The following is a 13767-nucleotide window of genomic DNA, read 5'->3' as shown; positions in this document are numbered from 1 at the left end:
TGCAGACGAACCGGATGAAAAAAAATTAATGGCTGGTGACCGTTTGAACACGGGGGTTTGACGCAGCAAAGGCATTTTTTTCACATCATGGCCCTCATGATTGTGCGTCCTCGTTCGTCCTATTACAGGAGAGTATCCGTGACCTTTTCTGATCAGGCTGGTAAGGAGTTTTTGCATGCGTAACGCGCAACTGCCCATGGAGGGCAAGCCAAGGGCGACCGGCGTCTCGCTGAACGCCCCCCACCGTGTATTCGACAGGCCGACAGAGCGAGGCGGCAATGACCACATCAGACGCTTGCTCAAGAGCTTCGGGCTCAGGACCAGCCTGATTCGCCTCAAAGTCATCGACGCGCTGCTCAAGGCTGCCCACGAAAACCGCAGCCTGGGCGTGCGCGGGGTGCACAGCCAGTTGTTGGGGCTGGACATTCCATTGTCCTTTCTCAGCGTGCGCGAGGTGTTGAAGCGCCTGTGCAGCGAGGGTGTCGTGACCCTCAACCCGGATAAAAGCTACTGCCTGCACCCCAGTGCGATGGCCGTGCTCCAGGCCGAGGATTGAAGCCGGCGCTCAGGACTTGACCTTGCGCCGCATCACGCCGTTGATCACCACCACGATGACTGCCACGGCAATGGCGATGTATTGAAACAGCTGCTCGCTGATCATGCCCCTGCCCTGCATCCACGACAGTCCCAGCATGATTGCCAGGACGACGAGGACGATCAGAATCGAGTATTTCAAACGTTGCGAATGAGTCATTTGCCAGCTTCCTGAAGTGATTCGTTCTGCATCCCGCGCGCTGCCCAGACACTGTTTCGCCGACGTCATTGCGCGATGCAGGCAAGGCCTTATGTTACAGCCGTGGCACGTTTTCGCGCGACTGTGGCTGTAGAAGATTGGTTATCTACGTCAACGGGCGTCAGATTACTTACCAGCGGGCACTGGAATTTCTCTGAAGGAAATTTCCCACACGCACAGGTCCGCTTTCCACTGCTCACTAAGGGAAAAGGCGTCTTACGACCGTGAACGTCACCCACGTACTCTCGAAAAAGAAGTGATTTTCTTCTTTCCGAAAGCCAACGTTGGGAACTCATGCAAAATCAGCCGTCCCGTTTTCCGTCCATTCGCTTGGCAGGCTTCTGCCTGGCAATCGCCGTCTTTGAACTCCTTACCTATATGGCCAGCGACCTGGTCATGCCCGCCATGCTCATGGTGACTCGGGATCTGGAGGCGTCCGCCGATCAAATTCCCTACGCATTCAACTTGTACCTGTTGGGCGGCATCCTGTTGCCATGGTTGATCGGCCCGCTGTCGGATCGCCATGGACGGCGCCCATTCATGCTGGCCGGGTGTGCCGGATTCGTGCTGGCTTGCGCGGCGATCACCCAGGTCACCAGCATGCAAGGTTTCAATGGGCTGCGCTTGATCCAGGGGATGGGGTTGGGCTTCGTGATTGCGGTCAGCTATCCGGCCATTCAAGAGGTCTTTTGCGAATCCGCTGCGGTGAAAGTCATGGCGTTGTTGGGCAACCTGGCCCTTCTCTCGCCCCTTTTGGGACCGTTGGCTGGGGGGATGCTGCTGCAATGGCTGTCCTGGCGCGAGCTGTTCATGCTGCTGGCCGGCCTCGGGACGTTGAGCTGGCTGGTCTTGTGGTGGTTCATGCCGCGAAGCGCAGATGCGGTTCGCTTCCCCAGTACCACATCAACCGTCGAGCCACTCGACATGCGGTCGCTCCTGCGGCGATACGGCGCACTGCTGCGCCATGCAGGGTTCATGTCGGCCAGCGTCGCGCTAGGGTTGATGAGTCTGCCGCTGATTGCCTGGATCGGCCTGTCTCCGCTGCTGTTGATCCAGGGCCAGGGCCTTTCTCCATTGCTCTACGGTATCTGGCAGATTCCGGTTTTCTCGGCGGTCATCCTCGGCAATCTGTTGCTCAACGCCCTGGTGGAGCGAGTCGGCGTGCGTCGGGTGGTCGGCTACAGCCTGTTGCCCTTCTGTACCGGCCTGATCGCTTTGGTCGCTGCCAGTCAATTCGATCTATCGCTCCCCGTACTGGTCAGTGCCCTGTCGTTGTACGCGATCGGACTCGGCATGGGCAACGCCGCGCTTTACCGACTGGCGCTGTTCGCCAGCGACGACAGCAAAGGGCTGGTCTCGGCCATGGTCGGAATGATTTCGATCGCGGTGATGAGCGCGGCGGGCTCGCTTCTGGCGCTGCTGGGCGCCGGGGCGAGCCTGGAATCCTTCGCGTTGATGGTCGGCATCGCCGGCCTCAGTTGCTTGGTTGCATTGCGCCTGTTTTCGGCACAACCCGCCGCTCACGTCTGATTTTGCCTTCCCTGAGGACTACCTGATGATTCACTTTCCCCATGCCGATGCGCTGTGCGCATTGCCCCAGCCCTATGGCTACGATTCGGTGCCGCCAGGACTGTTCGATCAAGCCATGGCTGAAATCAGCCGGTTTCACTGTCAGCACACGCCCGGTTATGAACATTGGCTCAACGCCAACGGGTTATGCCTCAATGACTTGGAGCATCTGACTGACTGGGCGCGACTGCCGCCCATCTACGCCAGCTATTTCAAGCAAAGATTGCTGCTCAGCCCTACCGCTGAAAACGCACTCGAACTCACCTCCTCCGGCACCAGCGGCCAGAAAAGTCGCATGCGCTATGACGAGCGCAGCATGATGGCGGCCCAAGGCATGGTTGCGAAAATCTTCGAACACTACGGCTGGTCCACGCCTGATTCGCCCTGCAATTATCTTCTCTTCAGCCACGAGCCCGAAGCGGCCAACCAACTCGGCACGGCATACACCGATCAATTCCTGTGTCGCTTCGCACCGGCCAATCGCGTTGCCTACGCCTTGCGTCGCACCGGGAAAGGTCATGAATTCGATGTCTTCGGCGTGATCAGCGCCCTGCAATCGTTTGCCGAAGAAGGCCTGCCGGTGCGGATCTTCGGCTTTCCGGCATTGTTATGGCATGTACTTGAACGCATGCAGCAAACCGCTGTACAGGACCTGAAGCTTGCCCAAGGATCACTCGTCTTCCTGGGGGGCGGTTGGAAGAAGCAGGCGGCCCAGGAGATCCCTCGCCATCAGGTCTACGCACGCATCACCCGGCAGTTAGGCATCGAGGCCCATCGGTGCCGCGACGGCTACGGCGCGGTCGAGCACGCGGTGCCTTACATCGAATGTGCACAGCATCGGTTCCACGTACCGGTCTACTCGAAAATCTTCGTGCGCCACCCCAAGGACTTCAGTGTCCAGCCACTGGGCGAGCCAGGGTTGCTGTCGTTCGTCTCGCCCTACATCTCATCCAGTCCGGCGCACGCCGTGGTGATGAGCGACCTGGCGACGCTGCATCCGGCCAATTGCGAGTGCGGCCTGCCAACCGAGTGGTTCGAATTGCACGGACGCGCCGGCACCAGTGCCAGCCGAAGCTGTGCCATGGCCGCCGCCGAATTGATCAAGGAAAACTGATATGTATCTCATCAACGGCCAACTGAACGCCGAACTGACGCTCGATGCAGCACTTGAACGCCTGCAAGCGCAACTGCCCGCCCTCCTGGACTGCCCGCCCCGCAACGAAGAGGTGCTCGATTGCGCAGACGCGTTCGTACAAATGCTGCAGATGTCCGACCAAGACCCAATGCTCGACGAGGAACAGCGTCAGGCGCTGATCGCCTTCTGTGGCCGCACCCACCTGGGCCTCAAGCTTGAGCGGGAACTGGGTTCGGCTCCACGCTCGTTGCGGCGGATCGATTACGCCGACGGCCCGTTCGAAAGTTGGCAGCCCCTGGGACTTGTGGTGCATGTGACGCCGGGCAACTCACCCTTGTTGGGATTCTGCGCGGCGCTTGAAGGCCTGTTGGCGGGTAACGTGAACTGGCTGCGCCCCAGTACTCGTGAAGGCGACCTCACGGCGCGGCTGCTGGCTGCGTTCCTGGGGTGCGACGCCAGTGGCCGGTTGCGCGACTACTTGGCTGTATTGCCCGTGCCCTCCCACGAAACCGGTCGCCTTTTCGCACTGGCACAGGGCATCAGCGCCTGGGGCGGCGAAGCGGCCCTGACAGCGTTACGCGAACAGGTTCCAAGTGGCTGTCGCTGGATTGATTGGGGCCATCGCATCAGCTTCGCCTATATCACCCCTCTTGCGGCAAGCGCGCAGGCGCTGGACAACCTGGTGGACGAAATCTGCCGCCTCGATCAGCAGGCATGCTCCAGCCCGCAATGGCTGCTGGTGGACAACGACGAGCCTGCCCGGATACAAGCCTTGGGCGACGCTCTGGCCGCCGCTTTCGAACGACGGGCCGGACACTGGCCCGCCCTGGAAACCACCGCGGCCGAAGCATGTGAAATCACCACCCGAACGGCACTGGCCCGCCTGGATTACAGTTTCGCGGGTCAAACCGGTCAGGTCTGGGCAGGTAACGGCTGGCGCATCCTCTGGGAACATCACCGTGAACTCCAACCTTCACCACTGTTTCGCACGCTGTTGCTACGGCCAGTGCCTGAAGGAATGCTCGCTGAAACGTTACTGCCGTGGCGCAATGTGCTGCAGAGCTGTGCCCTCATCTGCGAACCGGAACGAGTACCCGCACTGGCGCGCCGTCTGATAACCGCCGGCGTAACTCGCGTGACCTCCACCGCGCAGATCCAGCAGGGCTATGACGGTGAGCCCCACGATGGCGTTTATGCGCTACAACGATTGAGTCGCCGGGTATCGGTCGGCCTCGAAGCGGACGTTGCCAGTCACCGCGTGACGCTGGATGCTTCCCCGGCCGCGTTATCGCTTTGCCCCTCGACGCCGATCCTGGACAAGACCGCGTTCATGGCCCTGCCTGCGGCCCCTCGAGCGCAGCTGTTCTTCCGCTCCGGCGGCAGCAGCGGCGCCCCCGTGCTGTCCCCCTACAGTTACCGGGATTTCGAATACCACATGCGCGCCGCCGCCGACGGACTGCGCGCGGCGGGCCTGGACCCTGCGCAGGATCGGGTCATCAATCTTTTTTATGGCGGCAGCCTGTACGGCGGATTCCTCAGTTTCACGAAAATCCTGGAACAGATGAAGGTCGTGCATTACCCCATGAGCGCACCCTCGGATGACAACTTCGACGAGATTGCGAAGCTGATTGTCGATCAGCGAATCAACACGGTGGTCGGCATGCCGAGTACCTTGCATCGCCTGTTCTCCAGCCAGCAGCCGGTGCTGCAAGCGTATGGCGGCGTCCGCAAAGTCATGCTGGGTGGCGAGCACCTTGGGCAAGGCAGCCGCAGGTTATTGCAGCAGTGTGGCGTCGCACGCATTTGCTCAGCCATCTACGGCACCGTCGACGCCGGCCCCCTCGGTCATGCGTGCATCGCCAGCGACAATGGCGTGTTCCACCTCATGGACGATATTCAGTCCTTGGAAATCGTCCATCTTGAACAGGATAAGCCGGTTGCTCCCGGGGAAGCCGGACGCATGCTGTTCACCTCTCGCATACGCCAGGCGCGCGCCCTCCTGCGATATGAAGTCGGCGATCTGGGACGCTGGTTACCCGGCCCCTGCGCTTGTGGCCTGGAGTCGCCGAAATTCGAGTTACGCGAGCGCCACGGTCGCCTGGTACGCATCGCCACGGAACTCATCAATACCCAGGAACTGGCCGAACGGGTGCAAGCCGCCATTCAAATCGTGCTCGACCATGGGAATGGCGGCTGTGAACGCTTGCTGATTCGCACCGATGGCGACGCCGAAACGGTTCGACGCCAAGTGCTGGACCTTGCACCGCTGCGCCTGTCCGTCGAGGCCATGCTGCTGGTCCTGGAAGTCCAGTGCTGTCCGGTGGAGCACTTCGAACGCAATAAACACAGCGGCAAAGTCCCGCTGGTGATTGACCGTCGAATCCTGGCCAGTTGATCTCGCCCGTTTTCGATAAGCAAACCCTCAAGCCTTGAGAAAATCCTGATGAGCGCTTCATTAGTCTATGAGCAATGGTTCAACCATATCCGCACGCACTCAGCGTTCTATAACACTCAGCTAACCCACTTGCCCGTCCAGGGATGCGACCTCGGACAATGGCCGATTGTCGATGTAGATGAATACTGGAAAGGCAGTCATGACCTGGATACCTGGCAAGTACTGACCGATAAAGTCAGGGATGCACTGGTTTTCAAAACCGGCGGCACGACCAGCCAAGGCAAACTGTCGGTGTACACCCACGCTGAATGGCAGATGATGCTCGACTGCTTCGGTCGCAGCCTGTCAGCCCAACTGGTTGCAGGGGATCGAATCGCCAATCTGTTTTTTTCCGGAGACTTGTACGCCAGTTTCCTGTTTATCCACGGCGCCCTTTGCAGCTTGAATGTACCTATCACCGAGTTTCCCTTCACCGGGTCGGTGAAGCTTGATCCCTTGGCCGAGGCTATCGCCGACCACCGCATCAATGTGCTGGTGGGCGTGCCTGCGCACTTGTTGGCATTCGCCAGCCATGTCAATGGACAGGGGCGAACGCTGCCACAAATCACCACCGTCCTGTTCGGCGGCGAGAACCTGTTCGAAAGCCAGATGCCGACCTTGAAGCGGGCATTTCCGCGGGCACGCTTTGCGTCGATCGGATACGCCAGCGTGGATGCCGGCCTGGTAGGCGCCAGCACAGCCGATTGCGACTTGGGCGAGCATCGCGTGTTCGACGAACAGACACGGGTGGAGATTATCGACGACCTCAGCGGTGAGGTCATCGATGCCTGCGGTCAAACCGGAAACCTGGTGGTGACCAATTTCACCCGGACCCTGATGCCCATCGTCAGGTACCCGGTGGGAGACCGGGCCAGTTGGTGCGAGCCTGTCGGTACGCCACAGCGCAAGTTCGCCCTCCAAGGGCGCAGCGCACAAAGCCGTCGAGTACGGGTTGGCGTGTTGTCGCTATTCCCTGAAGAAATCAGCGGTATCGTCCGGCGCATGGGCGGCAACCTTCAATGGCAGCTGATTATCGAGCACGTCCAGGATAATGATCGCCTGCTACTCAAGTGGCTACCCGATGCACAGGCTGACGCTGACCAAACACACTCGCGAGCGCTGAAGGACGCCTTGATCGAGCAATACCCAGGCATCGATAAACTCGACCTGAGTGTCCAGGCTTGTGCCGCGCAGGACCTGGAACGGCATCCCCGCTCCGGCAAGCATCTGTCAATCATTGATCGTCGGGTCTACGGTGTGCTGCCAGAAAGGAGCATCGGATGAGCCACGTGGTCATCAGGCCGTTCAAGCCCTCGGACAGTGCCGACACCTGCGAGCTGTTCCGCCGAGTGTACGGCGATCACTACGTCTCGCCGGACGTCTACATGCCGCAGATGATCTGCCAGCATAATCTGCAGGGACGGTGGCACTCGTTGGTCGCCATGATCGACGACCGCGTGGTTGGTCATGCTGCGCTGTGCCGCCAGGTGTTGGCGAGCCAAGATGCCGAGCTGGCGCTGGTGGCGGTGGATCCCGATTCGCAGGGCGGACAGATTGCCACGCGGCTGGGGCAGCAACTCCTGGACAGTTGTCAGGCGCTCGGGCTTGCCAGGCTGTCGATCAAACAGGTTACGAGCCATCCCTACAGCCAACGACTGTCCCAACGGCTTGGTTTTCATGACGTCGGCCTGCTGCCCGACTTCGTACCCTCGCCGTTCGCCACGGACCAGGCCGAAACCATCGTGATCGGCTGTCAGGCCATCGGCGGAGACTTTCGACCGCTGCCGCGTGTCCAGTGGCCAGCGCCCTGCCAATGGCTAATGACTCCACTGGTTTCGCAGTTCGGGATCCTCCACGACGACACGCCACCGGGGATTCAACCGTTACGGATAAATCATTTGCCCGGACGAGTCGACATCTTTGCCGAACGCATGGATGTCGGCCTCGTCGGGCAGTTGCGACAACTGCCAGCCCATTGGCCGCTTTCAATCCGACTCGGACTCGGTCGGCACTTTTGCACCGACTACCACCTGCTGCGCACCGCTGGTTTCTTCTTCACAGGAATAATGCCCAGCGACACTGCGCAAGGTTGGCAGGCGCTGTTCCACCGTGTTTCACAGCCGCGCAAGCTCAATCTGGAGTCCGCCTCCATGCAACGTCTCCACGATGAATGGCAAGTCCACGCCCAAGCCTCGAAAGACACGCCAGCCAGCTCGGCCGCCTGACGCGACGTCCCCCCGCTTCGCTCAAGCTATCGGCACGGACGCCGATACAACTTGGCACGCCCATCCCAACTGTGCCTGAACCTTACGGCGAGTCACTGTCGAAAAGCCGGAATGCCGGCCCAGGCGAAAGTAACCAAGGCATTCCTGCCCCACCGCGAGGCGGCCTGACAGCCGACCTGGTTCTCCCGGTCGTACTCAGATTCCATTGTGGGAGCAAAGCTTGCTCGCGCTGGCGGTGGGTCAGCCTCCATCGGTGTCGAATGGGCTGATGCCTTCGCGAGCAAGCTCGCGCCCACAGGACTTTATTCCCCCTTGCAACCTGACAAATCTGTAATCCCCGCCTCAGCCCCCCGTCAGCTCGCGCTCGCTACTCTGTTATCCTCCCTCCAAACCGTTCCATACGAGACCACCGCCATGGCCCATCCCCTGCACCTGCTCGCCTTGAGCGCCCTGTTCATGACCACCCTGGCCCAGGCGGCCGAACCGGTCACCATTGATGTACACCGCGATGCCAACTGCGGCTGCTGCAAAAAGTGGATCTCGCATCTGCAAGCAAACGGCTTCAAGGTCAACGACCATGTCGAGGCCGACATGAGTTCGGTCAAGCAACGCCTGGGCGTGGCGCCGAACCTGCGTTCCTGCCACACCGCCGAGATCAACGGCAAATTCGTCGAAGGCCATGTCCCAGCCGACCAGGTGCTGGCGCTGAGCAAGCGCGATGACCTGCTCGGTGTTGCCGCGCCGGGCATGCCCATGGGCTCGCCTGGCATGGAAATGGACGGCATGAGCGATGCCTACCAAGTCATCGGCTTGAAGAAAGACGGGACCCAAACCGTAGTGGCGGATTACCCGGCTCACTGATGGGCGAAGCCTATATCGGCTTGTTCCTGGCGGCTTTCGGCGCGGCGACCCTGTTACCGTTGCAATCGGAAGCCGTGTTGGTTGGCTTGTTGCTCAGCGAACGCCATCTGGTCTGGCTGTTGCTGGCCGTTGCCACACTCGGCAATGTCCTCGGCTCGCTGGTGAACTGGTGGCTGGGCACCCGGCTGGAGCACTTCAAGGATCGGCGCTGGTTTCCGGTCAGCCCGGCCCACCTGGACAAGGCTCGCGTGCATTACCAACGCTTCGGCCACTGGTCACTGCTGCTCAGTTGGCTACCGATCATCGGTGATCCGTTGACCCTGGTGGCCGGGGTGATGGGCGAACCGTGGCGGCGTTTCCTGCTGCTCGTGAGCCTTGCCAAGGGGTTGCGCTATGGCGTTCTCGCCCTGGCGACACTGGGCTGGATGGACTGAACGTTCTGGCTGTTGGGTTGCCTGTGGTTAATGTCGCCATAATCGGGCCGCGCCAGGATCGGCGGCGGCCACAAGGAGATTGACCATGCCCCGCACCACCGCGCGCTGGTTGCCCAGCCTGTTCCTCACCGCCGCCCTGCCCCTGTTCGCCGAGGCCGCCAACCCGCCCGAAGGCCCGGCCTACGGAGCGCAGTTGGAGGGCTTCGAATACCCCTACACCCTCAAGCACTTCGCCTTCCAGTCCCAGGGCCAGTCGTTGCAGATGGGCTATATGGATGTGCCGGCCCAAGGCAAGGTCAATGGCCGCACAGTGGTGCTGATGCACGGCAAGAATTTCTGCGCCGCCACCTGGGGCGATTCGATCAAGGTGCTCAGCGAAGCCGGATACCGGGTCATCGCGGCGGACCAGGTCGGCTTCTGCACATCGAGCAAACCCGAGCGTTACCAGTACAGCTTCCAGCAACTGGCGAACAACACCCAGGCCTTGCTCAAGGCCCTCGGCGTACAGAAAGCCGTCGTCCTCGGCCATTCCACCGGCGGCATGCTCGCCACCCGCTACGCCTTGCAGTTTCCCGACGAGGTCGAACGCCTGGCGATGGTCAACCCCATTGGGCTCGAAGACTGGAAAGCCTTGGGCGTGCCCTATCGCACCGTGGACCAATGGTACGCGCGGGAGCTGAAAGTCAACGCCGAGGGTATCCGCAACTACGAGCGCACGACCTATTACGCAGGCCGCTGGAAACCTGAGTTCGAGCGCTGGGTAGACATGCTCGCCGGCTTGAACAAGGGCCCGGGTCATACGCAAGTGGCGTGGAACTCGGCGCTGATCTACGACATGATCTTCACCCAGCCGGTCTATTACGAGTTCAAGGACCTGACGGTACCCACCCTGCTGCTGATCGGCACCTCGGACACCACCGCCATCGGCAGCGACATCGCGCCGCCGGCGGTCAAGGCCAAGCTCGGTCACTACGAGGTATTGGGCAAGCAGGTTGCCGGGCTGATTCCCCGCTCGACCCTGGTGGAGTTCCCCAATCTGGGGCATGCCCCGCAGATGGAAGAGCCGGATCGGTTCCACAAGGCCCTGTTGAGCTGGCTGGACAAACCCATTCCCTGACGAGGTGTTCCATGGCGGTGCAAATAGCAGTCATAGACGATTGGCAAGATGTGGCACGTGGCGTGGTGGACTGGTCGGTGCTGGACAGCGTCGGCCAGGTGACGTTTCTCCATGAATATCCCGCTGACCGCGACACCCTCGTCGAGCGCCTGCAGCGCTTCGAGGTGATCTGCGTGATGCGTGAACGCACGGTGTTCGACGAAGGCCTGCTGCGTCGCCTGCCCAATCTCAAGCTGTTGCTCACTGGCGGCATGCGCAATGCCGCCCTGGACCTGAAGGCTGCCGCCGAGCTGGGCATCCAGGTATGCGGCACCGACAGCTACAAGCACGCCACGCCCGAACTGACCTGGGCACTCATCATGGCCCTGACCCGCAATCTGGTGCAGGAAGCCAACGCCCTGCGCGCCGGCCTGTGGCAGCAAGGCTTGGGCGGCGACCTGCACGGCAAGACGCTGGCGATCCTCGGCCTGGGCAGCATCGGCACGCGGGTGGCCCAGTTCGGCCAGGTGTTTGGCATGCGGGTCATCGCCTGGAGCCAGAACCTCAGCGCCGAGCGCGCCGCCGAAGTGGGCGTGACCTACGTGAGCAAGCAGGCATTGTTCGAGCAGGCCGATATTCTGTCGATTCACCTGGTGCTCGGAGAACGCACCCGCGGCCTGGTGGATGCCCAGGCCCTGGCCTGGATGAAACCCGAGGCGCTGCTGGTCAACACCTCCCGCGGGCCGATCGTCGATGAAACCGCGCTGATCGACGCCCTCCAGCACAAGCGCCTGGCCGGCGCCGCCCTGGACGTGTTCGCCCAGGAACCTTTGCCAGCCGCCCATCCGTTTCGAACCCTGGATAACGTACTGGCCACGCCGCATGTGGGCTACGTCAGCCGGCAGAATTACCAGCGGTTCTATTCGCTGATGATCGAAGACCTGCTGGCCTGGGCGGCGGGCCAGCCGATTCGGGTGCTGACGCCCACGGGCCAAGCTTAGAACTCGAATTATGCATCGCGAAAAAACCTTGTGGGAGCGAGCCTGCTCGCGATAGCGGTGGATCAGCTTGCATTGATGCTGAATGTACAGCCGTCATCGCGAGCAGGCTCGCTCCCACAAGAATGGGGGTGTCTTCAGGGGTGTCATTAGCCATCAATACGCCTCTATTCCACCCGCTCCTCAATGGTGCATCACGCCATTCCATCGCGCACGCCAATGAAACAACCCCGTCCCCATACACATTTTTCTTTTCAGAAAACTGCACTTCGTCGGTGCGTATCCCCCTTTGTCATGTAAGAGATTGCCGACAAAAACCGTGATTGTCGGACAATGCGACGAACCGAGCCGCACCGCTCTACGTTCTGACCTAGACTGCCTAACCGGGGGGAAAACCAACCGGTCATCCAGACGAAAAAAAGTCGAAACTTTTCGCAACGGCGACAGGTCAGGTTAGAGGTAGGGCAACCGCGACTGGTGCAGTCCTTGCACTAGTCATTGCAACAGCTCCTTCAGCTGATTCGCTTCGCCGCATTGGGTAGCCGTTCGGTTTCCCTGCGTTGCGCTTGTGCGCCTGGCCGCAGGATTTGGCCAATGAAACAACAGCTCTGGCGCTTGCCGGAAACAGATCGAGAAAATGGGAGATATTTATGATCAGTGCTGCCTTGGAACCACAACAAGTCCGTTCTCAACTACCGCCCGCGGCCGAATCGCCAACGGCACCGGTGCTGGCCACCGGCGGCAAGGCACTGCTCCCCGTCGTTCGACAGAATCCCAACCGCAAGAAAGTATTATTCGTCACCTCGGAAATCGCCGACCTGGTAAAGACTGGCGGCCTGGGCGATGTCTCCTCCGCACTGCCCCGGGCCATGGCCGGGCTGCATGATGTCCGGGTGCTGATCCCCGGTTATCCGCAAGTGATGAACAGCGGCAATCCAATCCACATCATCGGCGAACTGGGCGGCCACGCAGCACTGCCGCCCTGCAAGATCGGGCGCATGGACATGGCCGACGGCCTGGTGATCTACGTCCTGATCTGCCCGGAACTCTTTGCCCGCGAAGGCTCCCCTTACGGTGCCAACAACGGTCGCGACTGGCCCGACAACCACATTCGCTTCGCCCGCCTGGGCCTGGCTGCGGCCGACATCGCCGCCAACCTCGCGCAGATCCACTGGTGCCCGGACCTGGTCCATGCCCACGACTGGCCAGCCGGGTTGGCGCCGGCCTATATGCACTGGCGCGGGCAACGCACCCCAACCCTGTTTACCATTCACAATCTGGCCTACCAGGGCGTCGTCAGCCTGGCGTCCTGCCCGGAGCTGGGGATCCCCGAACATGCCCTGCAACAAGAAGGCATGGAGTTCTACGGCAAACTGTCGTTCCTCAAGGCCGGGATGGCCTACTCCAGCCATATCACCACCGTCAGTGCCACCTACGCCCAGGAGATCACCACCCCGGCGTTTGGTTGCGGGCTCGACGGTTTCCTCGCTGCCAAGACCCAACAAGGCTTGCTCAGCGGCATCCCCAACGGCATCGATGAAAGCTGGGATGCAGCCACCGACACGCACCTGTTCCGTCAGTTCGCCGTGGGCGACTGGGACGGCAAGGCGGTCAACGCGAGCCATGTGCGCGAGCTGTTCGGCCTCGACGACTCCACTGGCCCGCTGTTCGCCGTGGTTTCGCGCCTGGTCTACCAGAAAGGCCTGGACCTGACCGAAGCGGTCGCCGAGTTCATCGTCGAGTCCGGTGGCCAGATCGCCATCATCGGCCGTGGCGAACCGGAGGAAGAACAGGCCATGCGTGAACTGGCACTGCGCTTCCCCGGACGCATCGGCGTGCGTATCGGCTTCAACGAAACCGATGCGCGGCGGATGTTCGCCGGCAGCGACTTCCTGCTGATGCCGTCGCGCTACGAGCCCTGCGGCTTGAGCCAGATGTACGCCCAGCGCTTCGGCTCGCTGCCGGTGGCGCGCAATACCGGAGGGTTGGCGGACACCATCGAAGATGGCATCACCGGTTTCCTGTTCGATGAGTCCACCGTGGAAAGCTACAAGCAGGCCTTGAGCCGGGCCTTCAAGGTCTTCGAGTTCCCCGACCTGCTCAACGCCATGCGCTGCCGGGCCATGTCGGCGCCGTTCAACTGGTGCCAGGCCGTGGAACCCTACGCCGAACTCTACGAACAGCTGGTGGCTAAGTCACTGGGAAAATCGGCCAGACAATGA

At 61.1% G+C, this 13767-nt stretch carries 12 protein-coding genes; 11 read left to right on the top strand and 1 reads right to left on the bottom strand.

Annotated features, from left to right (window positions below):
• Positions 1-175: 175 nt before the first annotated feature.
• Positions 176-556 carry a hypothetical protein gene (locus tag ASC85_RS17580; protein WP_057450675.1) on the top strand — a complete coding sequence of 127 codons (381 nt, stop codon included), beginning with the start codon at positions 176-178 and terminating at the stop codon, positions 554-556.
• Positions 557-565: 9 nt separating this feature from the next.
• On the opposite strand, the gene ASC85_RS17575 is transcribed toward ASC85_RS17580, so the two are convergent.
• Complete coding sequence (locus ASC85_RS17575; protein WP_057450674.1) at positions 566-754, bottom strand: hypothetical protein; 189 nt, start codon at positions 752-754, stop codon at positions 566-568.
• A 333-nt stretch (positions 755-1087) separates the two neighbouring features.
• Here ASC85_RS17575 and ASC85_RS17570 point away from each other — a divergent pair, with 333 nt between their 5' ends.
• The 10 genes from ASC85_RS17570 to glgA all read left to right on the top strand — a co-directional run bounded on the left by ASC85_RS17570 (position 1088) and on the right by glgA (position 13767).
• Positions 1088-2323, top strand: a complete 1236-nt coding sequence (locus ASC85_RS17570; protein ID WP_057450673.1) for an MdfA family multidrug efflux MFS transporter — start codon at positions 1088-1090, stop codon at positions 2321-2323.
• 25 nt (positions 2324-2348) lie between these two features.
• Positions 2349-3476: a LuxE/PaaK family acyltransferase gene (locus ASC85_RS17565; RefSeq protein ID WP_057450672.1), complete on the top strand. Its 1128-nt coding sequence runs from the start codon at positions 2349-2351 to the stop codon at positions 3474-3476.
• A 1-nt stretch (position 3477) separates the two neighbouring features.
• The gene (locus ASC85_RS17560) at positions 3478-5892 is read left to right on the top strand and encodes an acyl-CoA reductase (RefSeq protein ID WP_057450671.1); all 2415 of its coding nucleotides are present in this window, start codon (positions 3478-3480) and stop codon (positions 5890-5892) included.
• 48 nt (positions 5893-5940) lie between these two features.
• Positions 5941-7215 carry a phenylacetate--CoA ligase family protein gene (locus ASC85_RS17555; RefSeq protein WP_057450670.1) on the top strand — a complete coding sequence of 425 codons (1275 nt, stop codon included), beginning with the start codon at positions 5941-5943 and terminating at the stop codon, positions 7213-7215.
• Positions 7212-8156 carry a GNAT family N-acetyltransferase gene (locus tag ASC85_RS17550; RefSeq protein ID WP_057450669.1) on the top strand — a complete coding sequence of 315 codons (945 nt, stop codon included), beginning with the start codon at positions 7212-7214 and terminating at the stop codon, positions 8154-8156. The genes ASC85_RS17555 and ASC85_RS17550 overlap by 4 nt, the downstream gene beginning before the upstream one ends.
• 414 nt (positions 8157-8570) lie before the next feature.
• Positions 8571-9017, top strand: a complete 447-nt coding sequence (locus ASC85_RS17545; RefSeq protein WP_057450668.1) for a DUF411 domain-containing protein — start codon at positions 8571-8573, stop codon at positions 9015-9017.
• A complete protein-coding gene (locus ASC85_RS17540; RefSeq protein ID WP_057450667.1) occupies positions 9017-9451 on the top strand; it encodes a YqaA family protein in 435 nt (144 codons plus the stop codon). The genes ASC85_RS17545 and ASC85_RS17540 overlap by 1 nt, the downstream gene beginning before the upstream one ends.
• A gap of 85 nt (positions 9452-9536) precedes the next feature.
• Complete coding sequence (locus ASC85_RS17535; protein WP_057450666.1) at positions 9537-10568, top strand: alpha/beta fold hydrolase; 1032 nt, start codon at positions 9537-9539, stop codon at positions 10566-10568.
• Positions 10569-10579: 11 nt separating this feature from the next.
• On the top strand, positions 10580-11548 hold the full coding sequence (locus ASC85_RS17530) for a D-2-hydroxyacid dehydrogenase family protein (RefSeq protein ID WP_057450665.1): 969 nt from the start codon (positions 10580-10582) through the stop codon (positions 11546-11548).
• Positions 11549-12195: 647 nt separating this feature from the next.
• The gene (glgA, locus tag ASC85_RS17525) at positions 12196-13767 is read left to right on the top strand and encodes a glycogen synthase GlgA (protein ID WP_057450664.1); all 1572 of its coding nucleotides are present in this window, start codon (positions 12196-12198) and stop codon (positions 13765-13767) included.

It is taken from the genome of Pseudomonas sp. Root401 (genome assembly GCF_001425105.1).
GTDB classification, from domain to species: domain Bacteria; phylum Pseudomonadota; class Gammaproteobacteria; order Pseudomonadales; family Pseudomonadaceae; genus Aquipseudomonas; species Aquipseudomonas brassicacearum.
This window is presented reverse-complemented; position numbering and strand designations above follow the sequence as displayed.

What these genes read in the sequence shown, in the direction of transcription:
- ASC85_RS17580 (WP_057450675.1), top strand. Translation starts at nt 176, where the DNA reads ATGCGTAACGCGCAACTGCCCATGGAGGGCAAGCCAAGGGCGACCGGC.
- ASC85_RS17575 (WP_057450674.1), bottom strand. Translation starts at nt 754, where the DNA reads ATGACTCATTCGCAACGTTTGAAATACTCGATTCTGATCGTCCTCGTC.
- ASC85_RS17570 (WP_057450673.1), top strand. Translation starts at nt 1,088, where the DNA reads ATGCAAAATCAGCCGTCCCGTTTTCCGTCCATTCGCTTGGCAGGCTTC.
- ASC85_RS17565 (WP_057450672.1), top strand. Translation starts at nt 2,349, where the DNA reads ATGATTCACTTTCCCCATGCCGATGCGCTGTGCGCATTGCCCCAGCCC.
- ASC85_RS17560 (WP_057450671.1), top strand. Translation starts at nt 3,478, where the DNA reads ATGTATCTCATCAACGGCCAACTGAACGCCGAACTGACGCTCGATGCA.
- ASC85_RS17555 (WP_057450670.1), top strand. Translation starts at nt 5,941, where the DNA reads ATGAGCGCTTCATTAGTCTATGAGCAATGGTTCAACCATATCCGCACG.
- ASC85_RS17550 (WP_057450669.1), top strand. Translation starts at nt 7,212, where the DNA reads ATGAGCCACGTGGTCATCAGGCCGTTCAAGCCCTCGGACAGTGCCGAC.
- ASC85_RS17545 (WP_057450668.1), top strand. Translation starts at nt 8,571, where the DNA reads ATGGCCCATCCCCTGCACCTGCTCGCCTTGAGCGCCCTGTTCATGACC.
- ASC85_RS17540 (WP_057450667.1), top strand. Translation starts at nt 9,017, where the DNA reads ATGGGCGAAGCCTATATCGGCTTGTTCCTGGCGGCTTTCGGCGCGGCG.
- ASC85_RS17535 (WP_057450666.1), top strand. Translation starts at nt 9,537, where the DNA reads ATGCCCCGCACCACCGCGCGCTGGTTGCCCAGCCTGTTCCTCACCGCC.
- ASC85_RS17530 (WP_057450665.1), top strand. Translation starts at nt 10,580, where the DNA reads ATGGCGGTGCAAATAGCAGTCATAGACGATTGGCAAGATGTGGCACGT.
- glgA (WP_057450664.1), top strand. Translation starts at nt 12,196, where the DNA reads ATGATCAGTGCTGCCTTGGAACCACAACAAGTCCGTTCTCAACTACCG.